This is a genomic window from Pseudomonas sp. QTF5 (assembly GCF_000512695.2).
Classification (GTDB): domain Bacteria; phylum Pseudomonadota; class Gammaproteobacteria; order Pseudomonadales; family Pseudomonadaceae; genus Aquipseudomonas.
Genome location: NZ_AZRW02000046.1, coordinates 25149 through 48509 on the forward strand (window position 1 = coordinate 25149; position 23361 = coordinate 48509).

A 23361-nucleotide genomic window follows, 5' to 3' on the forward strand; every position below is an offset into this window, starting at 1 on the left:
TGATAAACCGGGGTGCCGTTTTTCAGGGCCGCTTCGCAGCCCAACGGGAGCAAGCTCCCTCGCCACACAAAACCCATTGCAACAGGGGAATCATTGCTTTCTGCGGTGAACACGCCACCCCAATATTCCGAGCACCATCAATCCAAATCCCCCGACAATCGCCCACATCACCTGGTCATAACTCATCAGCGGCTTCTCGATCCGCAGATACCCCGGCTGCAGCAGCAACTCACGCATCGCCTTGTTCGCCTCGGTCAGTGTCACGTCTTGCAGTGCCTTGGCCGGGTTGACGAAATGTCCGTCCTGGTAGTCGCCAAGGGCGCTCCAGTAATAGTCCGCCAAGACGCTGTTGCCTTGCACGGCCCAGGTCTGGCGAGCGATGGCGGCTTGCTTGAGACGGGCGAAGGTGGCCGCGTCGAGGCCGTTCTTGAGCAAATCGGCTTTGAGCTCATCCAGCACCTGTTCCGCTGCCAGCACGTCGTCGCGATCAAGGTCGGCGTTCAGGCTCATGAAGCCCACCCCGCCAAATACCTCGCGCTCGGCCGATGGCCCGTAAGACAACCCATGGGTCAGGCGCAATTGGCGATAGAGCGCCCAATCCAGATAGTCCTTGAGCAGGTCGAAGGTTTCGTCATGCTGGTCTTGCAGCACCGGTTCCGGCACCAGCCAATGCAATTTGGCACCGCCGCCGACGAAACCGTTACTCAAATTGCGCTCGTGGGCCGCGCTGGCCTGAATGTCTGGCAGCGGCAGGTGAGCGCTAGGCTCAACCGCTTCGAGCGCACCATAGGCCCGTTCCAGATAGGCCGGCAGCAGGCGGTCGAGGTCACCGACCACGATCAGGGTCATGTTGTTGGGCGCGTACCAGTCCTTGCGCACCTTCTCCAGCTGCTCGCGGGTCAGGTGATCGACTTGCGCGCGCTCGGGGCATTTGAGGCCCAGTTCCACCGCCAACTGATTACTCGCGGTGTGGCCCAGATCCTGGCGATCCAGCCAGCGTTGCAGGTGCGAATAATGGCCACCGTCTTCGCGCTCGACCACTTGCTTGGCGACGTTGATCGCATTGTCGTCGATACGGGTCTGAGTCAGCAGCGCCAACAACAGGTCGAGGACCTTGCGCTGGTTTTTCGCCGGGGCTTCGATGACGAAAGTCGTGTCGGCATTGCTGGTGTAGGCATTCCACTCACCGCCCAAGGCCTGCATGCGTTCTTCCAGGCCGCCTTCGCCGGTGGCGTCGATGCCGCTGAACAGCAAGTGTTCGAGCAGATGCGGCAGCTCCTTGTCGGCACAGCTGAAATCATCCAGGCCTACGCCAACCACCAATCGGATCGCCACATGCCCGCGCTCAGTGCCGGGTTTGAGGACCAATTGCAGGCCGTTGCGCAACGTGTAGCCCTCGACCTGAAAGCGATCCAGGGCAAATGAAGGCAGTGAGCCAAGCAACAGACAAGCGAACAGCAGACAACGCATAACGAGTTTCCGTACGACCAGCGTAAGTTCAACAGACTTCAGGCAACTGTGGACGTTCAGGGTGAATGAGTGATGTCAGTCAAATCGTCGACCGCCAGAGCGCCGGTGTCCGAAGTGCCCAACACTGCATAGGCGCTGCTGCAGAACAGCGAATTCAAGCGTCTCATGTCAGCAATCAGTTCCAGATGCAGCGAACTGGTCTCGATACTTTGCACGATCTTGCGGTTTAAACGGCTGACATGAGCGTGGGCCAGGCGGCGTTCCTGTGCGCGAAAGCGACGTTTCTCACGCAGTAACTGTCGAGCACTTTCCGGGTCGGCACTGAGGAACACCGACAACCCCAGACGCAGATTGGCGATCAGCTGACTGTGCAGCCCCGCCAACTCTTCCAGTCCGACCTCGGAGAAAGACCGGCGCTGCGAGGTTTTCTGCTGCTGAACTTTGCGCAGCATGCGTTCGATCACGTCGCTGGAGAGTTTCAGGTTGATTGCCAGCTCGATGGTTTCCGCCCAGCGCCGACTGTCCTGTTCGCTGAGGTCTTCGCGGGGCATTTGCGCCAGATAGAGTTTGATGGCGCTGTAGAGCGCTTCGACATCATCGGTCAGGCGACGCATTTCCTGGGTGACGGCGGTCTGTTTGCCGCGCAGCACATCGAGCATGGCTTCGAGCATGCTGTCGACCAGATCGCCGATGCGCAGGGTTTCCCGAGCAGCATTGGCCAGCGCCAGACTCGGGGTAACCAATGCAGTCGGGTCAAGATGACGCGGTTTGGCCGTGCCATTGATGTCCGGCCGCTCTGGCAGTAACCACGCACAGAGCTTGGCCATCGGCCCGACGCTGGGCAAAAGGATCAGGCAGCGCGCGGTGTTGTAGAGCAGGTGGAAGCCGATGACCATTTCCTGAGGGCTGAAGTTGAGGCTGTCGATCCAGTGCACCAGCGGATCGAGCACCGGAATGATCAGCAGCAGACCAATCAGTTTGTACAACAGGCTGCCAAGCGCCACCTGACGGCCGGCCGCGTTCTGCATGCTGGTGCTGAGGAAAGCAAGAATGCCGCTGCCGATGTTGGCGCCGATCACCAGACCGATGGCCACTGGCAAACTGATCACGCTGGCACCGGCAAGGGTCGCGGTCAGCAGGACGGCAGCCAGGCTGGAATAGGAAACCATCGCGAACAGCGCGCCGACCAAGGCATCGAGCAAGATATCGCCGGTCAGTGAGGCGAAGATGACCTTCACCCCTTGCGCCTGAGTGATCGGGGCCGCGGCCTCGACGATCAGTTGCAGCGCGAGAATGATCAGCCCCAGACCGATGCTGACCCGGCCCATCTGTCCGACCCGGGTCTGCTTGCGCGACAGAAAGAAAATCACCCCGAGGAAAATCAGCAACGGCGACAGCCACGACAAGTCGAGGGTCAGTACCCGCGCCATCAGTGCGGTACCGACGTCAGCACCGAGCATGGTCGCCAGAGCCGGGGTCAGCGCCATCAGGCCCTGACCGACAAACGAGGTCACGAGCATGGCGGTGGCATTGCTGCTCTGGACCATGGCGGTCACCATGATCCCGGCGAGAAACGCCAACCAGCGCCTGGACATGTTATGGGCGATCACGTGACGCAAGTTGGAACCATAAACCCGCAGGATGCCGGTTCGGACGATGTGCGTGCCCCAGATCAACAAGGTCACGGCTGATAACAGATTGAGCAGGGTGAGCATGCAGACCCCCTGTGGTGGCAGCGCCCCAGTGGGGCAAGTCGACGGTGCCGCGCGTTTTTCTACGTTCTGTACTTAAGCTGTAGTTGGCTAACGGTCTGGGCGCCAGCATCGCATAGCTAAAGAAGGGATTGAAACAAAAGTGTCATAAAAACAGTTTGCTGCAGAGGGGGAGGAAGGGGGCGTACCGATAGCTACAAATGCCTGCTCGTTGAGCAAAAAAATGTGGGCGCGAACCTGTCCTACAGGGCAGGCTCGCTCCCACAGGTTTTGTGCACTGACGGACATTCGTCAGTGCACAGATTCAGGTTACTGCCCCGGAACATCCTTGCGCAGTTTCACTGGATCTTGCTGCTTCTTCTTTTTCATCATTGCGGTGCGCATCTTGATGTTGATCGCTTCCACTGCCAACGAGAACGCCATGGCGAAGTACACGTAGCCTTTTGGCAAATGCACTTCGAAGGACTCGGCAATCAACACGGTACCGACCAGCAACAGGAACGACAGCGCCAGCATTTTCAGCGACGGGTGCTTGTCGATGAATTCGCTGATGGTGCCCGCCGCCAGCATCATTACCAGTACGGCGACGATAATCGCAGCGACCATGACCGGCACATGGGAAACCATACCCACGGCGGTGATCACCGAGTCCAGGGAGAACACGATGTCGATAATCGCAATCTGGATGATGGTGTACAGGAAGCTGCCACCCTTGGCGGTCGGTTCCTCGTGGGTTTCGTCTTCGCCTTCCAGCGCGTGGTACATCTCTTGCGAGCTCTTCCACAGCAGGAACAGACCACCGAAGAACAGGATCAGGTCACGCCCCGAAATGCCCTGGCCGAACATTTCGAACAGGTCTGCGGTGAGGCGCATGACCCAGGTGATCGACAGCAGCAACAGGATCCGCGTGATCATGGCCAGCGCCAGGCCGAAAATCCGGGTGCGCGCCTGCATGTGCTTGGGCATGCGGCTGACCAGGATCGAGATCATGATGATGTTGTCGATGCCCAGGACGATCTCCAGGGCGGTCAGGGTGAAGAAGGCAACCCAGATTTCAGGGTTGGTCAGCCATTCCATGTGTATTCCTTTGAGCGAGTGTTTAAACCACGAAGGGCCCAGGCTTCAAACAAAGCCTGGACCCCTCATGGTGAGTCTTGGGCTTATAGAGTGCTGAACAGCGGAAAAATCCCCATCAGCAACGCAGCGACCAGTATGCACAGGCAAACCAGCACTGCCCACTTCAAGGTGAACCGCTGATGGTCACCGAATTCGATACCGGCCAGGGCCACCAACAGATAAGTCGATGGTACCAGCGGGCTCAGCAAGTGGACGGGCTGACCGACGATCGAGGCACGTGCCATTTCCACCGCGGTTATACCGTAATGACTGGCGGCTTCGGCAAGTACCGGTAACACGCCGTAATAAAATGCATCGTTCGACATGAAGAACGTGAACGGCATGCTCACCAGCGCGGTGATCACGGCCAGGTACGGGCCGAGGAAATCCGGGATAACCGCCAGCAGGCTTTTCGACATGGCGTCGACCATGCCGGTGCCCGTCAGGATACCGGTGAAGATACCCGCGGCAAAGATCAACCCGACCACCGCCAGTACGCTACCGGCGTGGGCCGCAACGCGGTCCTTCTGCTGTTGCAGGCACGGGTAGTTGACGATCATCGCGATACTGAACGCCACCATGAACAGTACCGGCAGCGGCAACAGGCCGGCGATCAAGGTGCCCATCAGCGCCAGGGTCAGGGCGCCGTTGAACCAGATCAACTTCGGACGACGGGCATCCGGGAACTGCGAAACGCTGATTTCGCTGTGATCGATTTCATCGCCCACCAGGTGCAACTCACCCAGACGAGCGCGCTCGCGTTTGCCGTAGAAGTAGGCAATCGCCAGGATCGCCACCACGCCGGCCAGCATCGCCGGAATCATTGGCACAAAGATGTCGGACGGGTCGACATGCAGCGCACTGGCCGCACGAGCGGTCGGGCCGCCCCAGGGGGTCATGTTCATCACGCCACCGGCGAGGATGATCAGACCGGCCATGATCCGCGGGCTCATGCCAATACGGCTGTAGAGCGGCAGCATGGCGGCCACGCAGATCATATAAGTCGTGGCGCCATCACCGTCCATGGACACGATCAACGCCAGTACGGCGGTACCGACCGAAACTTTGAGCGGGTCGCCCTTGACCAGTTTGAGGATCTTGCGCACGGCCGGGTCGAACAGGCCGGAGTCAATCATCAGGGCGAAGTAGAGAATGGCGAACATCAGCATCACGCCGGTCGGCGCGAGCTTGGTGATGCCTTCGAGCATCATCGGGCCGATCTTCGGTGAGAAACCACCGAACAGGGCGAAAATGATCGGGATGATGATCAGAGCGATCAGCGCAGACAGGCGCTTGGTCATGATCAGGAACATGAACGTGATGACCATGGCGAAGCCAAGGAAAGTCAGCATAGGAATACTCCAGGCGTAGCGCGGCTAGTAAATGGGCGAACCGGATGGGGTCAGCGCAGAACGGGAAGCACGAGACGTACGGGCGGAGTTGCAGCGAAGAGGCGGGTAGTAGCGGACATCAGAATCACCATTGTTGTTGTTTAATGGACCGGGCGGGCGATAAAACACTCGCATTGGCCAACCGGTCTGTTGCCGGCAGTGAGGGCGATCCTAATGGGGGAAGCTTTCAGCCAGCTTTCGAGAGTGAAAGCATTGACCGAATGTACAACCGGTCGTCGACCGGGTTGAGCGTCCGTAAACACGGGTCAGGAGGGAAAAACATGGGCGAACTTCACACCGGCGGCTGCCACTGCGGACAGATGCGCTATCAATTCAGCGGGCCATTGCACGATATCGCCCACTGTCATTGCTCAATTTGCCGCCGGGTCAGCGGCGGGATCGTGACCACCTGGATCACTGTGCCCGCCTCAGCATTTAAATGGATGGCGGGGACGCCGTCCCGGTACGAGTCTTCGTCCACTTGCGCACGATATTTCTGCCCCAACTGCGGGGCGCATCTGGCGTTGGTGACAAAGCTCAGCCCCGAGAGCATCGATGTGACCATCGCCACCCTCGACCATCCCGAGCAGGCGCCGGCCGAGCGGCATATCTGGACCGACAGTCGTTTGCCGTGGCTGCATCTGGACGAGCACTTGCCCGGTGAGGCCCAAGAACAACTCTGATCAGAAAACAGACAGGTTCAGCGGCCGGATCGCGCCCATCCAGATCGCATGTTCGGTGTGATCGAGCAGATCGTCGCCCGTGTCCGGGTGCAGGAACACCACCAAACCCTTGCGGTTGAGCGCCAGCCACGGCAACACCTGGCCAATGTATTGCGGCTCGAAAGCCAATTGGCAGCTCCAGTTCGGGTGCGGGCCGACCGGGCGTTCATGCAGGCGACCCATCTTCAGTGGAAACAATTGCTCTGCCTGCTCACACAAGGCCCGTGCCTGTGGCAGGGTGCTGGCGTCGAAATAGACATGGGCGTGGTAGCCCTTGATCGTTTGCATGTGACTCCCTCTGAACCGTGTCGAACCCTCGCCGCTTCCCGCAGGTCACACACCATATACGCAAGAAAGAAGGGAGCACGGCCATGAAAAATGCCGAAACCCCGGTGGTGAAGGTAGTGCTTTATGGTGCCATGAGTAGCTTGGGCAGTGCGCTGATGGCTGAAATGCTGCGGCGCCAGCATGAAGTGATCGCGATTCTCGACGACCTGACGGCGCTCGCACCGCGCCCGGGATTGCGCACCAAGACCGGCGACCTGTTCGATGCCAAGCGGGTCAAGCAGAGTGTGGCCGGCTGTTCGGCGGTGATCTGCCTGCTGGATGCGCCAGGGTTGCCGATGGACAGTGAACACATCGAAAAATCCTTTGTGCCCGGCCCGGTCGAAGAGGTGCTGGCGGTGGATGCACTGATCGACGGCATGCAGGCCGCAGGCATTGCCCGGCTGTTTGTGGTGGGCGATTTCGAGGTGCTGGACGATCCGGAAATAGAAGACCCATTGCAACGCCACGCCGCCGAAGAAATCCGCGAGGCTCTGCAAAGCAGCTCTTTACACTGGACCTTGGTGAATGCACCACGTCGCGTGCCCGGGCTGACCATCGAGCATTTCAGTCACGTCAGCAGTAGCCTGGAACCTGGCCTGGCCGCAGCGCTGGAACAGTTGAATCGAGTCGCCGTGGGGATTGCCGATGAGCTATGGCTGAATTTGCATGTCGGGGAGCATGTGAGTTTTGTTGCGACTTCGGAACCGTAAAAGCGTTCATACCGCAATCGAAGGTAAAGGAAGACCCTCGAGCGATTGCGCACTGCTGGCCTGTTCCGCCATCAGCCAATCCACAAACTTTTGAATCAACGCCCCACGCCGTTTGCGCTGGGGCAGGACCACGTAATAACCCAGCCTGGACATCACCGTGTCGGCAATCGGGCGACACAACAGACCTTGCGCCAACAAGTTATCCACAAGGTGCCGCCAGCCGATTGCAACGCCTTGGCCGCCAATCGCCGCCTGAATCAGCAAGGTGTAATTGTCGAAGCGCAGTTGCCCCGGCGCTGGGGCAGAGGTGATCCCCAACTCGCGAAACACGCCGCTCCAATCGAACCAATTGCTGCTGTGTTCGCCTCGCAGGTGCAGCAGTGGAAACTCCAGCAACGACTGAGCCGGCAAGGGCAGGGGACGGTCCCTCAATAGCAGTGGGCTGCACACCGGAAACACTTCTTCGCTGAACAGCCAATGGCTCTCGCCTTGCTTGAACCGGCCATCGCCGAACAGCACCGCCACATCGATATCGGTACGCAGCATGTTGTGGCTGCGTTCACTGGTGACCAGGCTGACGTCCACTTGAGGGTTGGCGGCATGGAAGCGGTGCAGGCGAGGCATCAGCCAATACGCAGCGAAAGCAAAGTCGGTGGCCACCTGCAGCACTTCGTGTTGCTGCTGTGCACTGATTGCGCTCAATCCTGCATCGATATTCTGTAAACCGAGCTGAACTTGCTCGAACAGAATCATCCCGGCCTCGGTCAGCTCAATACCGCGATAAATCCGATCGAACAACCGTATAGCGAGTTGTTCCTCCAGCCGTTTGATCTGCTGACTGATGGCAGGTTGTGTGGTGCCAAGCTCCACCGCGGCGGCGGTGAAGCTGCGCTGACGGGCCGCCCCTTCAAAAGCGCGGAGCAAATCCAGGGACAGATCACCAAGGGCGTCATACATAAGCTGTGCTTATCCTAGTCATTGCCTGACATGGGCTTTACCACAAAGGTAATGGGTTTCATGCTCGATCCCAGCACTCTCGCATAAATATCCACTATGGAATGCCGCGATCACATGAAGCGCAAAAATATTCTTTTCATCATGGCCGATCAAATGGCCGCGCCAATGTTGCCGTTCTACGGCCCCTCGCCTATTAAACTGCCGAATCTCAGCCGCCTCGCCGCCGAAGGCGTGGTGTTCGACGCCGCTTATTGCAATAGCCCTCTTTGCGCGCCGTCGCGTTTTACTCTGGTCAGCGGTCAGTTGCCGAGCAAGATCGGCGCCTACGACAACGCCGCCGATTTCCCCGCCGACATACCGACTTATGCCCACTACCTGCGTCGCCTTGGTTACCGCACAGCGCTGTCGGGCAAGATGCATTTCTGCGGTCCGGACCAGTTGCACGGCTATGAAGAACGCCTGACCAGCGACATCTACCCGGCCGACTACGGTTGGGCAGTGAACTGGGATGAGCCGGATGTGCGGCCAACCTGGTACCACAACATGTCATCGGTGCTGCAAGCCGGGCCCTGCGTGCGCACCAATCAGCTGGATTTCGACGAAGAGGTGGTGTTCAAGGCCCAGCAATACCTGTTCGACCACATCCGCGAGGATGGCGATCAACCGTTCTGCCTGACCGTCTCAATGACTCACCCACACGACCCGTACACGATTCCCAAGGCCTTCTGGGATATGTACGACGACGCCGACATCCCCTTGCCCGAGACACCCGCACAGGATGAACTCGATCCTCATTCCCAGCGTTTGCTCAAGGTCTATGACCTGTGGGACAAGCCGCTGCCTGTGGATAAGATTCGCGACGCGCGTCGTGCCTACTTCGGTGCGTGCAGCTATATCGACAGCAACGTCGGCAAACTTCTGCAAACACTCGAGGAAACCGGGCTGATCGATGACACCATCATCGTATTCTCCGGTGATCACGGCGACATGCTCGGCGAGCGCGGCCTCTGGTACAAAATGCACTGGTACGAAATGGCTGCCCGTGTACCGCTGCTGATCAGTGCACCGGGGCAATTCGGCCCTGGCCGGGTCAGCGCAGCGGTGTCCACTGCCGACCTGCTACCGACTTTTGTGGAATTGGCTGGCGGCTCACTGGAACCGGGCCTGCCACTGGATGGCCGCTCGCTGGTTTCGCACCTGCAAGGGCAGGGCGGTCACGACGAAGTCTTCGGTGAGTACATGGCCGAAGGCACCATCAGCCCGTTGATGATGATTCGCCGTGGTGCCTACAAATTCATCTACAGCGAAGACGACCCTTGCCTACTCTTCGACGTATCTAACGACCTGCGTGAACAAGAAGAACTCAGCCAGTCGCCGCAACATCGGCAGCTTTTCGAGGATTTTCTCGCCGAAGCGCGGGCTAAATGGGATATCCCGGCGATCCACCAGCAGGTGCTCGCCAGTCAACGACGCCGGCGTTTCGTCGCCGACGCCCTGACCATCGGCAAGCTGAAGAGCTGGGATCACCAGCCTCTGGTGGACGCCAGTCAACAGTACATGCGCAACCACATCGACCTCGACGATCTGGAACGTAAAGCACGTTATCCACAACCCTGCCAAAACCAATAATGTTAAGGGGAAGTCCATGCAAAGGTTATCCACAGTACTGACGGTCGGGCTTCTGGCTCTGGGCAGCGCCTCGGCCTATGCCGAGCAAAACTGCGAGACGGTGAAAATGGCCGACCCTGGCTGGAGCGACATCGCTGCAACCAACGCCATCACCGGGTTTCTGCTGGACGGCATGGGCTACAAAGCCAAAGTCGACACGCTGGCGGTGCCGATCACCTTTGGCGGCCTGAAAGATGGCCAGGTGGACGTGTTTATGGGTAACTGGATGCCAGCGCAGCAAGGCTTCTACGACAAATTCGTGGCCAACGGCGACGTTACTCAACTGGCGAAGAACCTCGACGGCACCGAGTTCACGCTGGCGGTCCCGGATTATGTTTGGGACGCGGGTGTGCATAACTTTAACGACCTGAACAAGTATGCCGAGCTACACCCAAAAGAAGTCGACAAGAAGATCTATGGCATCGGCTCTGGCGCGCCGGCGAACATTTCGCTGCAGGAGATCATCAAGAAGAACGACTTCGATCTGGGTCAGTGGAAGCTGGTCGAATCCAGCGAGCAGGCGATGCTGGCCGAAGTGTCTCGTGCGGTGAAGAAACAGAAGTTCGTGACCTTCCTCGGCTGGACGCCACATCCGATGAACGTGCAGCTGAAAATGCATTATCTGAAGGGCGGCGAGAAATATTTCGGCGACACCGGCAGCGTTTATACACTGACCCGTAAAGGTTATGCACAGGCCTGTCCGAATGTCGGCAAGCTGCTCACCAACCTGAGTTTTACCCAGGAAATGGAGAACAGCATCATGGCCGAGGTGGTGAACAAAAAGATCAGCAATGCCGCGGCGGCCAAGGCATGGATCAAGGCCAATCCGGAGGTGTTGGATAAGTGGCTGGACGGTGTGAAAACCGTGGACGGGAAGGATGCGTTGCCGGCGGTCAAAGCCAAACTCTAGTTTCATGTGGGAGCGGGCTTGCTCGCGAAGGGGTCATCAGATCCGGCATTTATGTCGACTGACACACCGCATTCGCGAGCAAGCCCGCTCCCACAGTGGGAACGATCAGCGTCGGCCTGATACTCTTCCGTAAAACCCCGCCCGAGAGGACCCATGGCCTTCCCCAGCCGCCATTCACTCTTTCCCTTCCTGACCTGGTTGCCCCGGCAAACCCGCGCCAGCGTCGGCCGTGACCTGATTGTCGGCCTGAGCGGTGCAATTCTCGCGTTGCCACAATCGATTGCCTACGCGCTGATCGCCGGTCTCCCACCGGAATATGGCTTGTACGCCGCCATCATCCCGGTGCTGATTGCCTGCCTGTGGGGTTCGTCGTGGCATTTGATCTGCGGTCCTACGGCGGCTATTTCCATCGTCCTGTACGCCAGCGTCAGTCCTCTGGCCGTCCCCGCGTCGCAGGACTACGTCACGCTGATCCTGCTTCTGACATTCCTGGCGGGCATTTTCCAGTGGTTGCTGGGTTTGCTGCGTTTCGGCGCCTTGGTGAATTTCGTCTCTCACTCGGTGGTGCTCGGCTTCACCCTTGGCGCAGCGGTGGTGATTGCCATTGGGCAATTGCCGAATCTGCTGGGGCTGGATGTGCCCAACCAGGCCACGGCGCTGAACAGCCTGGTGCTGCTGTTCAGTCATCTCAGTGAGGTGGACAAACCCTCGCTGGTACTGGGCCTGGCCACGGTGGTGGTGGGGATCGTGCTGAAACTGCTGGTGCCGCGCTGGCCGACGCTGTTGATCGCTCTGGCCCTGAGCGGGTTGCTGGTGTGGCTGTGGCCAGCGATGTTCGGTCATGTGAAGCTGGTCAGCGCCTTTGTCGGGCGGTTGCCGCCCTTCAGCCCGCTGCCTCTGGATCTGGACCTGGTGTTGCGCCTGCTGCCTAGCGCGGTGGCGGTCGGCATGCTCGGGCTGGTGACGAGCCTGTCGATTGCCCGCTCCTTGTCGGCGCGTTCGCAGCAGTTGCTCGACGCCAATCAAGAAGTCCGCGCCCAGGGTTTTTCGAACATGGTCGGTGCGTTTTTTTCCGGCTCACTGTCAGCCGGCTCCTTCACTCGCTCGGCCCTGAGCTATGACGCCGGGGCCTGTTCACCGCTGGCGGGTGTTTTTTCAGCGGTGTGGGTGGCGTTGTTCGCTATCTTCGGTGCGGTATTGATCGCGCACATTCCGATTCCGGCCATGGCCGGCAGCATTTTGTTGATCGCCTGGGGATTGGTCGACCATCGCGGCATTCGCGCCTTGTTGCGGGTCAGCCGTGCCGAGTTTCTGGTCATGGCACTGACCTGTGTCGCGACGCTGTTGCTGGAGTTGCAAACGGCGATCTACGCCGGCGTGCTGGCCTCGCTGTTCTTCTACCTCAAGCGCACCTCGCAACCACGGGTGCAGCATTGGCGTGAGGGCGACGAAGACATTCTGCGAGTCGGCGGTTCAATCTTTTTCGGCGCCAGCCATTACCTGCAAGTGCGTTTGCAAAGGATGCACGGTGCACGGGTAGTGATCGAGGCGCAGCAGATCAACTTCATCGACTATTCAGGCGTGGAAATGCTGCACCAGGAAGCGCGACGGCTGCTGCGCCAGGATCGCAGCCTGACCCTGCGGCGGGCACGGCCGCAGGTGGTGGAAGAATTGAGAAAGCTCGAAGGTGCGGAGAAATGCCCGATTCGCTTCGAAGATTGAAACTCTGACGTTGATGCAACGGCATAACCTGTGGCGAGGAAGCTTGCTCCCGCTCGGGTGCGAAGCGCCCGCAGATTTTAGGGCTGCTTCGCAACCCAGCGGGAGCAAGCTCTTATAGAACAAAATTTATCTCATTGATTTTAAAGATAAATTTATTTGCCGATTTATCGGCANCTAGAGCGCGAGCTGGCGGCGGAGTTCGGCCAACACCGGCGCTGTGTCCGGGCGCACACCGCGCCACAGATAGAAAGCTTCTGCCGCCTGCTCGGCCAACATCCCCAAGCCATCCATCGCCACCGCCGCGCCATGCTCGCTGGCCCAGCGGCAGAACGAAGTCGGGTCTTTGCCGTACATCATGTCGTAGCAAACCGTCTTGCCCGGCTCGATCAAACTGCTGGCAATCGGCGGTACATCGCCTGACAGACTGGCGGACGTGGCGTTGATGATCAGGTCCACCGGCTCCAGCAACCAATCGAAACCACTGGCCGATACCGGCCCCAGATCCGCGAACAATTGCGCCAGCAATTCTGCTTTTTCCACCGTGCGGTTGGCGATGATCACCGACGCTGGTTGCTCCGCCAGCAGCGGCTCCAGCGCCCCGCGCACCGCACCGCCAGCACCCAGCAGCAGGATGCGTTTGCCCTTGAGGCTAAAACCCGCGTTAACCGTCAGATCCCGCACCAGTCCGGCGCCGTCGGTGTTATCGCCCAGCAACGTGCCATCGGCGAGTTTGCTCAAGGTGTTTACCGCGCCGGCCCGTTGCGCCCGCTTGGTCAAGCTGTTCGCCAGGCGATAGGCGTCTTCCTTGAACGGCACCGTCACATTCGCCCCACGCCCTTCGCGGAAAAATGCCCGGGCACAGCCGGAAAAATCCTCGAGAGGCGCCAGCAAGGTGCTGTAGTCCAGTTTTTGCCCCGTCTGCTCGGCGAACAAACGGTGGATCAGCGGCGACTTGCTGTGGCCAATCGGGTTACCGAATACGACGTAACGATCCATCTACATTCCTCAACCGTAGGAGCTGCCGAAGGCTGCGATCTTGACTGCAGCCCCGACGATGCAAAAACTCAAACCCTGGAATCAGGCCTTGGCCAACCAATCGCGGTCTTGCAGGAAGTACTCGGTCAGACGCGCTTCTTCACTGCCCGGCTCGGCCTTCCAGTCGTAGGCCCAGCGCACTTGCGGTGGCAGCGACATCAGAATCGACTCGGTACGCCCACCCGATTGCAGGCCGAACAACGTGCCGCGGTCATAGACCAGGTTGAACTCGACGTAACGACCACGACGAAACTCCTGGAATTCACGCTGTTTGGCAGTGAACTCATCCTGTTTACGGCGTTGCACAATCGGCAGGTACGCGTCGATAAACGCATCGCCAATGGCGCGCATGAAAGCGAAGCTGGTGTCGAAGTCCCACTCGTTCAAGTCATCGAAAAACAGGCCGCCAATGCCGCGCGGCTCGTGGCGATGCTTGATGTGGAAGTAACTGTCGCACCAGGCTTTGTAGCGCGGGTAGACGTCCGGGCCGAACGGTGCGCAGGCCTGTTCGGCGACGCGGTGCCAGTGCACGCAGTCTTCTTCATTACCGTAATAAGGGGTCAGGTCGAAGCCGCCACCGAACCACCAGACCGGCTCTTCACCTTCTTTTTCAGCGATGAAAAAGCGCACATTGGCGTGGGATGTCGGTACATGCGGGTTGTGCGGGTGAATCACCAGAGACACGCCCAGAGCTTCAAAGCCTCGGCCGGCCAGTTCCGGCCGATGAGCACTCGCGGAGGGTGGGAGACCGCTGCCAAAGACGTGGGAAAAGTTGACGCCGCCCTTTTCGATGACCGCGCCGTTTTCGATCACCCGGGTGCGACCGCCACCGCCAGCAGGCCGGGTCCAGGCGTCTTCGACGAAACACGCGCCACCATCTTCGGCTTCCAGAGCAGCGCAAATACGGTCTTGCAGGTCAAGCAGGTAGGCTTTTACGGCCTCGGTGCGGGTAGTCATGGCATCACCTTGAATCGGGCAAAGCTACGCGGCGCTCATACAGGCCGGCGGCAAATTGCTGCGTAGGATAACACTGCACCTTGTGCCGTCGCAGTTGACGAAGATCAAGCTTGGGAGTTCGATAGGGCGCTCGGCAAAATGACCTAAAGGAAAGTGCAGATGGCAAAGCGTATCCAGTTCCGTGCTCATGGCGGTCCCGAAGTACTCGAGCATGTAGATTACCAACCCGCCGAACCCGGCCCGCTGCAGGTACGCGTGACCAACAAGGCCATCGGCCTGAACTTTATCGACACCTATTACCGCGGTGGCCTTTATGCGCCGCCAGCCTTGCCGTCGGGCCTGGGCGCTGAAGGCGCGGGCGTGGTTGAAGCAGTCGGAAGCGAAGTTACCCGCTTCAAGATCGGCGATCGCGTGGCGTACGGCAGCGGCCCGTTGGGCGCTTATAGCGACGTTCATGTCTTGCCGGAAGCCAATCTGGTGCATCTGCCGGATGCCATCAGCTTCGAACAGGCCGCCGGCGTGATGCTCAAAGGCCTGACCGTGCAGTACTTGCTGCGTCAGACGTATGAACTCAAGGGTGGCGAAACCGTTCTGTTCCATGCCGCGGCTGGCGGCGTCGGTTCCCTGGCCTGCCAATGGGCCAAGGCCTTGGGCGTGAAGCTGATTGGCACAGTCAGTTCAGCAGAGAAAGCCGCCTTGGCGAAAGCCAATGGTGCCTGGGCGACCATCGATTACAGCCATGAAAACGTCGCACAACGCGTGCTGGAATTGACTGACGGTAAAAAAGTGCCGGTGGTGTACGACGGTGTAGGCAAAGATACCTGGCTGACGTCGCTCGACAGCGTCGCGCCTCGAGGGCTGGTCGTGAGCTTCGGTAATGCTTCGGGCGCAGTGGACGGAGTGAATCTGGGGATTCTCGCGGGGAAGGGTTCGCTGTACGTGACCCGTCCGACCCTGGCGACCTACGCCAACAACGCTGAAAACCTGCAAAGCATGGCCGATGAGCTGTTCGGGATGATCATCAGCGGCAAGTTGAAGGTGGACATCAGCCAGCGCTATCCATTGGCTGAAGCGGCCAAAGCGCAGACCGAATTGTCGGCGCGGCGTACGACTGGCTCGACCGTTTTGTTGCCTTAAGATTTTTGGTGCCTGTAAGGGCCTCTTCGCGAGCAAGCCCGCTCCCACACTCGATTATTGTTGAACACACAATTTGTGTTCACTGAAGATCTACTGTGGGAGCGGGCTTGCTCGCGAATGGAGGCACCTCGGTCTCAATCCGGGCGCACAACGTGGCCGGTGGCCAGATCACGAATCACGCTCGGATTCTTGCGCCCACCCAGATTACCACCCAGCACCCAATCAACCTGACCACGGAAATACTGCTCCACGCGAAGCCGCGTCCGTGCTGCAGGCCGCCCCTGAGGGTTGGCCGAGGTCGACACCAGCGGCCCGACCAACGCACACAAATCCCGCACCAATGGGTGATCGCTAACCCGCAACGCCACGGTTTCGTGCACACCGGTAATCCACTGGGGCAACATATTTTGATGCGGCACCAGCCAGGTGTTGGGGCCAGGCCAGGTGCTGGCCATACGGTCCATCCACAATTCAGGGAAGTCTTCGAAGAGGAAGTCGAACTGGCGAATATTATCGGCCACCAGAATCAGGCCTTTATCCACAGACCGTCCCTTGATCAGCAACAGACGATCCACCGCCTCTTCGTCCCATGGGTCGCAACCCAGGCCCCAGACAGCTTCGGTTGGATAGGCAATGACCGCCCCAGCGCGAATTTCTCGTGCGGCTTGTTGCACACGCCAACTGTTGACCATGAAAGACTCTCCGGAATAAGGCTCTGCGCAGTTTACCGATCTTCCCTATAAAACCTAGAGTCCGCGCGCAAGCCAGCGGCCGCTTTCACAGACCACACGGCCGTCCATTTCCAGTTCCGTCAGCGCTGCCAGCACTTTCGGCAACGCCCAGCCGCTGGTGCCCGCCAAGGTTTCGCTGGTATGGGGCGCCGCGTGGAGCAACAGGAGCAGCGGATGAGTTTCTCTCACCGGCGGCGTTTCTGTGGATAACGGCAGCCGTTGCCAGCCGCGCAAGGCTTCGAGGATGTGCTCGATGGTTTCCACCAGCACCGCACCGTCGCGGATCAGCTGATGGCAACCCTTTGCCCCAGGGTGGTGGATCGACCCTGGAATCGCATATACCTCACGCCCCTGTTCCGCCGCCAGCCTCGCGGTGATCAACGAACCACTGGCAACGCTCGCCTCGACCACGAGCACGCCGAGGGACAAACCGCTGATGATTCGATTGCGCCGGGGGAAATTGCCGGGGGAAGGGCCGGCGTCCAGCGGGAACTCCGACAGTACCGCGCTTCCCGAAGCGATCATGGCATCCGCCAGTCGCCGATTGCGCTGTGGATAAAAATTTTCCAGCCCCGTGCCAAGCACCCCGACCGTTTGCCCGCCAACGTCCAGAGCCGCCTGATGCGCGGCAGCATCAATGCCCAAGGCCAGACCGCTGGTGATGACAAAACCGGCGCCGGCCAGAGTGCGGGAAAACGCGGTGGCAGTGTCCATTCCCGGTCGCGAAGCACGACGGCTGCCGACCATCGCCAGCTGTGGTTTTTCCAGAATTCCCGGATTGCCCGCGACGAATAACAGCGGCGGCGCATCACTGATTTGCGCCAGCAATGCGGGGTATTCAGGTTGGTCCCACATCAGTAAATGCTGGCCCGTGCGCTCTAACCAGGCCAATGCGTGACTGGCGCCGTCACGGACTTCAATAGAGCGCCGGCCCTCCGCGCAAGCGAGTGGCAGGCCCAACGCACGCCAGGCGCTGGCCGGTGCGCTGATGGCTTTGGAGGCAGAACCGAAGGCCTCAAGCAATTTCTTGAAACGCGCAGGGCCGAGCTCTGGCAAACGGTGCAGGCGTAAACGGGCTTCCAGTTCCGCAGGGGAAACGGACGTACAGGCAGACAGCGACATGGATCATCCTTGATCGTTATAGAGTCCCGTCGAATCGGGAATAAGCTGTGGATAACTCTGTTGGTAACTTGTGAGCAGGCTTAAGGATTTCGCACCTTGTCCATTACCGCCAAAGAGCGCGATGCGTTAAGGACAAGCCCGTAACTGAGCTTGTCGTAGGTGCGGAAGACCATCAGCAAACCGGCCCGCTCGTCGGGAATTTTCAATGGCTGACCGGTAATCCGGTCACGCACGGTTTCACCGGTTTTCATCACCACCAATACATTGCCTTCGGCCAGGCCATCGCGCTGCCCCTTGTTCAGCGTGACGACATCCAGCGCGCCGATCTGGGTGACCCCACGCGGCACATCAATGATCAAGCCGTTGATTTCGGTTGTCGGGGCACTGGGCATGAAGGTCGAATTGATCGAGCGCTCTTCGCCGCTGAACAGCCGGTCGCCAAGTCGCACTTCCTGCGTGGTGCGTTGCAAGGCCAGGGTGGCGACGTCGCCTTCAGTGGCAATGATCTCGCCGCCACCGATGTCGTCGGCGTTGATCCCCAGAAACTCCTTACTCTGCGGATCGGTGTAGACCTTGCCCTGACGGAAGATGCCGTACACCGGTTGGGCCGGGTCAAAATGGCCACGGGCGAATATTCGATCACCGGTGCCGCTGAGCACCCGTTCGGCATCGCCGGCGACGATGTAGGGCGCGTTGTCAAAATCCTCTGCCTTGTCGACGATGCGATTGCTCAGCAGGAAGCTGTTGATCGATTTCAGCGGAATGCTCGGAATGGCATCGGCCACCGGCGAGCTGCGGATTCGTGGCGACAGCTTGAGGGTGCCTCGTGAAGCGCCGCGATTGAGGGTCAGGCGTGGCTGACCGTTGACGTAGACCAGCGACAGCGTATCGCCAGGGTAGATGAGATTGGGGTTTTCGATCTGTGGATTGGCCTGCCAAAGCTGCGGCCATTCCCACGGTTCACGCAGGTATTTAGCGGAAATGTCCCAGAGTGTGTCCCCTGCCACCACGGTGTATTGCTGTGGAAAACCTTCCCTGAGTTGCACTTGCCCGTGCGCAAAACCGGCCGAGGCCAGAAGGAGCAAGGCGAGTAGTGATTTCCTCATGCGGTGAATCCCTTTATTATGTACGTTCGCGTGAAACGCCAGAGCCCTCGTGGCTCGCTTCCGGCTCATTATTGAAAAGCCGGAAGCTACGTTCACAACGGTAGCCTGCATCCTCGGACTCGCCAGGCCATCGACCCGACTTTACCTCACACGTGCAGCAATTGAGCTTATGGCCATTTTAGACATCCTCGAATTTCCCGACTCGCGCCTGCGCACTATCGCCAAACCAGTGGCCGTAGTGGACGACGAAGTGCGTCAGTTGGTCGATGACATGTTTGAAACAATGTATGAAGCGCCAGGCATCGGCCTCGCCGCGACCCAGGTCAACGTGCACAAACGTATCGTCGTGATGGACCTCTCCGAAGACCGCAGCGAACCACGGGTGTTCATCAACCCCGAGTTCGAAGTCCTGACCGACGAGGTGGACCAGTACCAGGAAGGCTGCCTTTCGGTGCCGGGTTTCTACGAAAACGTCGACCGCCCGCAAAAGGTCAAGATCAAGGCTCTGGACCGCGACGGCCAACCGTACGAACTGATTGCCGAAGGCCTGCTCGCGGTATGCATCCAGCATGAATGCGACCACCTCAACGGCAAATTGTTCGTTGATTACCTGTCCACGCTCAAACGCGACCGGATCAAGAAGAAACTGGAAAAGCTCCATCGCCAGAACGCTTGATGCCCTTCTTTCAAAGGCTTGCCGCGGCAAGCCTTTTTCTTTTCAAGACGCTTTGTAATTGAGAGCTTTCATGACTGAGCCACTGCGCATTGTCTTTGCCGGTACCCCGGAATTCGCCGCCGAACACCTCAAGGCCCTGCTCGACAGTCCTTACGAGATCGTCGCGGTCTACACCCAACCGGACCGTCCGGCGGGCCGTGGGCAGAAGCTGATGCCGAGCCCGGTCAAGCAGTTGGCTCTGGAGCACAACATCCAGGTATTGCAACCGCTAACCCTGCACAACGAAGACGCTCAGGCTGAACTCGCCGCACTGAAACCGGATTTGCTGGTGGTGGTCGCCTACGGCCTGATCCTGCCGCAAGTGGTGCTGGATATTCCGCGTCTGGGTTGCATCAACAGCCATGCGTCCCTGCTGCCACGCTGGCGCGGTGCGGCGCCGATCCAGCGTGCCGTCGAAGCGGGCGACAGCGAAAGCGGCGTGACCGTCATGCGCATGGAACTGGGTCTGGATACCGGGCCGATGCTGCTCAAGGTCACCACGCCGATCAGCGCCGAAGACACCGGCGGCAGCCTCCACGATCGCCTCGCAGAGATGGGCCCACCGGCCGTGGTTCAGGCGATTGCCGGCCTGGCTGCAGGCACTCTGGAAGGCGAAGTGCAGGACGACAGCCTCGCCACTTACGCACACAAATTGAACAAGGACGAAGCGCGCATCGACTGGAGTCGCCCGGCAGTTGAGCTGGAGCGTCTGGTTCGCGCCTTCAACCCATGGCCGATCACCCACAGCACGCTGAACGGTGAAGCGTTGAAAGTGTTGGCTGCAAGCCTGGCCGAAGGGCAGGGCACGCCGGGTGAAATCCTCAGCGCCAGCAAGGACGGATTGATCGTCGCCTGCGGTGAACAGGCACTGTGTCTGACCCGTCTGCAATTGCCCGGCGGCAAGGCGCTGAACTTCAGCGACTTGTTCAACAGCCGTCGTGAGAAATTCGCCCTCGGCACCGTCCTTGGTCAAACGGCGGACGCTCAATGAATCCACGTCTGGCCGCCGCCAAGGCACTGGCTGCAGTTCTTAACGGAAAAGCCTCACTCAACAGTTCTCTGCCGACGCAAATGGACAAGGTCGAAGACCGTGATCGCGGCTTCACCCAGGACCTGGCGTTCGGCACGGCTCGCTGGCAGCCACGTTTGTCGGCGTTGGCGGCCAAATTGCTGCAAAAGCCGTTCAAAGCGGCTGATGCCGATGTCGAGGCGCTGTTGCTGGTCGGTCTCTACCAACTGCTCTACACCCGGGTTCCGGCCCACGCGGCCATCGGCGAAACCGTCGGTTGCGCCGACAAGCTGAAAAAGCCGTGGGCCAAAGCCCTGCTCAATGCCGTGCTGCGCCGCGCCCAACGGGAAAGCGAAGCGCTGCTGGCCGAGCTGGAGCACGACCCGGTGGTGCGCACCTCTCACCCGCGCTGGCTGCAAAAATCCCTCAAGGCCTTCTGGCCTGAGCAGTGGGAAGCCATTTGCGCGGCGAACAACGCTCACCCGCCGATGATTTTGCGGGTCAACCGTCGCCATCACACCCGCGATGCTTATCTCGGCTTGCTGAGTGACGCCGGCATCGCTGCCAAGCCCTGCGTTTATAGTCAGGACGGCATCATCCTCGACACAGCGGCCGACGTGCGCAGCCTCCCGGGTTTCGCCGAAGGCTGGATCAGCGTGCAGGACGAAGCCGCACAACTGGCCGCCGATCTACTGGACCTGGCACCGGGCCAACGGGTGCTGGACGCCTGCTGCGCACCGGGCGGCAAGACCTGCCACATCCTTGAGGCAGAGCCAAAACTGGCCGGGGTGGTGGCGGTGGATCTGGAAGCCAAGCGTCTGGTGCGAGTGCGGGAAAACCTTGCACGCCTGGGACTGAGCGCCGAACTGATCGCCGCCGATGGCCGTGACACCGCGACCTGGTGGGACGGCAAACCGTTCCAGCGCATTTTGCTGGACGCGCCGTGCTCGGCCACCGGGGTGATTCGTCGTCACCCGGACATCAAATTGACCCGCCAACCCGATGACATCGCCGCGCTGGCGGTGCTTCAGGGCGAATTGCTCGACGCCATGTGGATAACGTTGGAAGTGGGCGGCATTCTGCTTTACGCCACTTGCTCCACGCTGCCGACCGAGAACACCGAAGTCATCGAAGCGTTCCTCGCTCGCACGCCGGGCGCCCGTGAACTCGACATCGCCAGTCAGGCCGGCATCAAGCAGCCCCACGGTCGCCAATTGCTGGCCCAGGAAGGTGGCCACGACGGGTTCTACTACGCCAAGCTGATCAAGATTGCCGCCGCGCGCGGTTAACCGGTTTTAAAGGAGTGACTGGATGAAAATCATCATCCTCGGCGCAGGGCAGGTCGGCGGTTCGCTGGCAGAACACCTGGCCAGCGAAGCCAACGACATCACCGTGGTCGACACCGATGGCGAACGCCTGCGCGACCTCGGCGATCGGCTGGACATCCGTACCGTGCAGGGTCGCGGTTCGCTGCCGACCGTACTGCGTCAGGCCGGTGCCGACGACGCCGACATGTTGGTTGCAGTGACCAACAGTGACGAAACCAACATGGTGGCCTGTCAGGTCGCCCACACCTTGTTCCACACCCCGACCAAGATCGCCCGGGTCCGCGAAGCCGCGTACCTGACCCGCGCCGAACTGTTCGATAACGAAGCGATTCCGGTCGACGTGCTGATCAGTCCGGAGCAAGTCGTTACCAACTACATCAAGCGCCTGATCCAGCATCCGGGTGCGTTGCAGGTAATCGACTTCGCCGAAGGCAAAGCGCAACTGGTGGCAGTGAAAGCCTATTACGGCGGTCCACTGGTGGGTCAGCAACTGCGCCAGTTGCGTGAACACATGCCGAACGTCGAAACCCGCGTTGCGGCGATTTTCCGTCGTGACCGGCCGATCCTGCCCCAGGGCGATACGGTGATCGAGGCCGACGACGAAGTCTTTTTCATCGCCGCCAAAGCGAATATTCGCGCGGTGATGAGCGAAATGCGCCGCCTCGATGAGAGCTACAAACGCATCGTCATTGCTGGCGGCGGGCAGATTGGCGAACGTTTGGCCGAGGCCATCGAAAGCCGCTATCAGGTGAAGATCATCGAGATGAACCCGGCTCGCTGCCGCCATCTCTCGGACACCCTCGACAGCACCGTGGTGTTGCAGGGCAGCGCCTCCGACCGCGACTTGCTGATGGAAGAGAACATCGCCGACGCCGACATCTTCCTGGCGCTGACCAACGACGACGAAGCCAACATCATGTCGTCGCTGCTCGCCAAGCGTCTGGGTGCGAAGAAGGTGATGACGATCATCAACAACCCGGCCTACGTCGACCTGATCCAGGGCGGCGACATCGACATCGCCATCAGCCCGCAATTGGCGACCATCGGCACCTTGCTGGCCCATGTGCGGCGCGGCGATATCGTCAGCGTGCACTCATTGCGTCGAGGGGCGGCGGAAGCCATTGAGGCCATCGCTCACGGTGATGCGAAGTCGAGCAAGGTAATCGGCAAAGCCATCGAAAACATCGGCCTGCCACCGGGGACCACCATTGGAGCGATCATCCGCGACGAAGAAGTGATCATCGCCCACGACGACACAGTGATTGAAGCCGGCGACCATGTGATTCTGTTCCTTGTGGATAAGAAGCATATTCGGGATGTGGAAAAGCTGTTCCATGTGGGGTTGAGCTTTTTCTGATGATCGTTCCCACGCTCTGCGTGGGAATGCCTCAACGGACGCTCCGCGTTCGGCTTTGAATGGGACGCAGAGCGTCCCGGGCTGCATTCCCACGCGGAGCGTCACTAGTGTCCGGTAAACATGTTTCATAGCTGAAGGCTGCCTTGGGCAGCCTTCAGC

Annotated in this window: 21 protein-coding genes; 10 read left to right on the forward strand and 11 right to left on the reverse strand. The window is 59.7% G+C overall.

Annotated features, from left to right (window positions below; all coding sequences use genetic code 11):
* Positions 1–90: 90 nt before the first annotated feature.
* From IC37_RS25500 to IC37_RS25515, 4 genes are all read right to left on the reverse strand, one after another.
* Entirely contained in the window at positions 91–1470 is a 1380-nt protein-coding gene (locus IC37_RS25500) for a pitrilysin family protein (protein WP_030127864.1), read from the reverse strand.
* A 56-nt stretch (positions 1471–1526) separates the two neighbouring features.
* The gene (locus IC37_RS25505) at positions 1527–3185 is read right to left on the reverse strand and encodes a Na/Pi cotransporter family protein (protein ID WP_030127863.1); all 1659 of its coding nucleotides are present in this window, start codon (positions 3183–3185) and stop codon (positions 1527–1529) included.
* A 306-nt stretch (positions 3186–3491) separates the two neighbouring features.
* Complete coding sequence (locus IC37_RS25510) at positions 3492–4259, reverse strand: TerC family protein (protein WP_030127862.1); 768 nt, start codon at positions 4257–4259, stop codon at positions 3492–3494.
* An 83-nt stretch (positions 4260–4342) separates the two neighbouring features.
* On the reverse strand, positions 4343–5650 hold the full coding sequence (locus tag IC37_RS25515; protein ID WP_030127861.1) for a CitMHS family transporter: 1308 nt from the start codon (positions 5648–5650) through the stop codon (positions 4343–4345).
* Positions 5651–5970: 320 nt separating this feature from the next.
* Between IC37_RS25515 and IC37_RS25520 the strand changes: the two genes are divergently transcribed.
* Positions 5971–6372 carry a GFA family protein gene (locus IC37_RS25520; protein ID WP_030127860.1) on the forward strand — a complete coding sequence of 134 codons (402 nt, stop codon included), beginning with the start codon at positions 5971–5973 and terminating at the stop codon, positions 6370–6372.
* Here the strand turns inward: IC37_RS25520 and IC37_RS25525 are convergent, their stop codons facing one another.
* The gene (locus IC37_RS25525) at positions 6373–6699 is read right to left on the reverse strand and encodes a DOPA 4,5-dioxygenase family protein (RefSeq protein ID WP_030127859.1); all 327 of its coding nucleotides are present in this window, start codon (positions 6697–6699) and stop codon (positions 6373–6375) included.
* A gap of 83 nt (positions 6700–6782) precedes the next feature.
* Here IC37_RS25525 and IC37_RS25530 point away from each other — a divergent pair, with 83 nt between their 5' ends.
* Positions 6783–7448, forward strand: a complete 666-nt coding sequence (locus tag IC37_RS25530; RefSeq protein WP_030127858.1) for an NAD(P)-dependent oxidoreductase — start codon at positions 6783–6785, stop codon at positions 7446–7448.
* Between the two features lie 6 nt (positions 7449–7454).
* Here IC37_RS25530 and IC37_RS25535 read toward each other — a convergent pair whose 3' ends face one another.
* Positions 7455–8405, reverse strand: coding sequence for a LysR family transcriptional regulator (locus tag IC37_RS25535; protein ID WP_030127857.1), 951 nt, complete (start codon positions 8403–8405; stop codon positions 7455–7457).
* A gap of 114 nt (positions 8406–8519) precedes the next feature.
* On the opposite strand from IC37_RS25535, the gene betC reads away from it, so the two are divergent.
* The 3 genes from betC to IC37_RS25550 all read left to right on the forward strand — a co-directional run bounded on the left by betC (position 8520) and on the right by IC37_RS25550 (position 12705).
* The gene (betC, locus tag IC37_RS25540; protein ID WP_030127856.1) at positions 8520–10034 is read left to right on the forward strand and encodes a choline-sulfatase; all 1515 of its coding nucleotides are present in this window, start codon (positions 8520–8522) and stop codon (positions 10032–10034) included.
* 16 nt (positions 10035–10050) lie between these two features.
* On the forward strand, positions 10051–10983 hold the full coding sequence (gene choX / locus IC37_RS25545) for a choline ABC transporter substrate-binding protein (protein ID WP_030127855.1): 933 nt from the start codon (positions 10051–10053) through the stop codon (positions 10981–10983).
* Between the two features lie 153 nt (positions 10984–11136).
* The gene (locus IC37_RS25550) at positions 11137–12705 is read left to right on the forward strand and encodes a SulP family inorganic anion transporter (protein ID WP_030127854.1); all 1569 of its coding nucleotides are present in this window, start codon (positions 11137–11139) and stop codon (positions 12703–12705) included.
* 174 nt (positions 12706–12879) lie between these two features.
* Here IC37_RS25550 and aroE read toward each other — a convergent pair whose 3' ends face one another.
* Together aroE and hemF are read right to left on the reverse strand one after the other, a co-directional pair.
* A complete protein-coding gene (gene aroE, locus IC37_RS25555; RefSeq protein ID WP_030127853.1) occupies positions 12880–13701 on the reverse strand; it encodes a shikimate dehydrogenase in 822 nt (273 codons plus the stop codon).
* Between the two features lie 81 nt (positions 13702–13782).
* Positions 13783–14697, reverse strand: a complete 915-nt coding sequence (hemF, locus tag IC37_RS25560; RefSeq protein ID WP_030127852.1) for an oxygen-dependent coproporphyrinogen oxidase — start codon at positions 14695–14697, stop codon at positions 13783–13785.
* Positions 14698–14856: 159 nt separating this feature from the next.
* Between hemF and IC37_RS25565 the strand changes: the two genes are divergently transcribed.
* A complete protein-coding gene (locus tag IC37_RS25565) occupies positions 14857–15834 on the forward strand; it encodes an NADPH:quinone reductase (RefSeq protein WP_030127851.1) in 978 nt (325 codons plus the stop codon).
* A gap of 134 nt (positions 15835–15968) precedes the next feature.
* Here IC37_RS25565 and IC37_RS25570 read toward each other — a convergent pair whose 3' ends face one another.
* The 3 genes from IC37_RS25570 to IC37_RS25580 form a co-directional block, all read right to left on the reverse strand.
* Entirely contained in the window at positions 15969–16526 is a 558-nt protein-coding gene (locus IC37_RS25570) for an L-threonylcarbamoyladenylate synthase (protein ID WP_030127850.1), read from the reverse strand.
* 54 nt (positions 16527–16580) lie between these two features.
* Complete coding sequence (dprA, locus tag IC37_RS25575; RefSeq protein WP_030127849.1) at positions 16581–17687, reverse strand: DNA-processing protein DprA; 1107 nt, start codon at positions 17685–17687, stop codon at positions 16581–16583.
* A gap of 80 nt (positions 17688–17767) precedes the next feature.
* Positions 17768–18793, reverse strand: coding sequence for a LysM peptidoglycan-binding domain-containing protein (locus tag IC37_RS25580; protein WP_030127848.1), 1026 nt, complete (start codon positions 18791–18793; stop codon positions 17768–17770).
* A gap of 169 nt (positions 18794–18962) precedes the next feature.
* Between IC37_RS25580 and def the strand changes: the two genes are divergently transcribed.
* The 4 genes from def (at position 18963) to trkA (ending at position 23202) form a co-directional block, all read left to right on the forward strand.
* On the forward strand, positions 18963–19469 hold the full coding sequence (gene def / locus IC37_RS25585) for a peptide deformylase (RefSeq protein WP_008007919.1): 507 nt from the start codon (positions 18963–18965) through the stop codon (positions 19467–19469).
* 70 nt (positions 19470–19539) lie between these two features.
* On the forward strand, positions 19540–20499 hold the full coding sequence (gene fmt / locus IC37_RS25590; RefSeq protein ID WP_030127847.1) for a methionyl-tRNA formyltransferase: 960 nt from the start codon (positions 19540–19542) through the stop codon (positions 20497–20499).
* Positions 20496–21806 (forward strand): 16S rRNA (cytosine(967)-C(5))-methyltransferase RsmB, encoded by a 1311-nt coding sequence (gene rsmB / locus IC37_RS25595; RefSeq protein WP_030127846.1) that lies wholly within the window; start codon positions 20496–20498, stop codon positions 21804–21806. The genes fmt and rsmB overlap by 4 nt, the downstream gene beginning before the upstream one ends.
* Positions 21807–21828: 22 nt before the next feature.
* Positions 21829–23202, forward strand: a complete 1374-nt coding sequence (trkA, locus tag IC37_RS25600) for a Trk system potassium transporter TrkA (RefSeq protein WP_030127845.1) — start codon at positions 21829–21831, stop codon at positions 23200–23202.
* Positions 23203–23361: the final 159 nt, after the last annotated feature.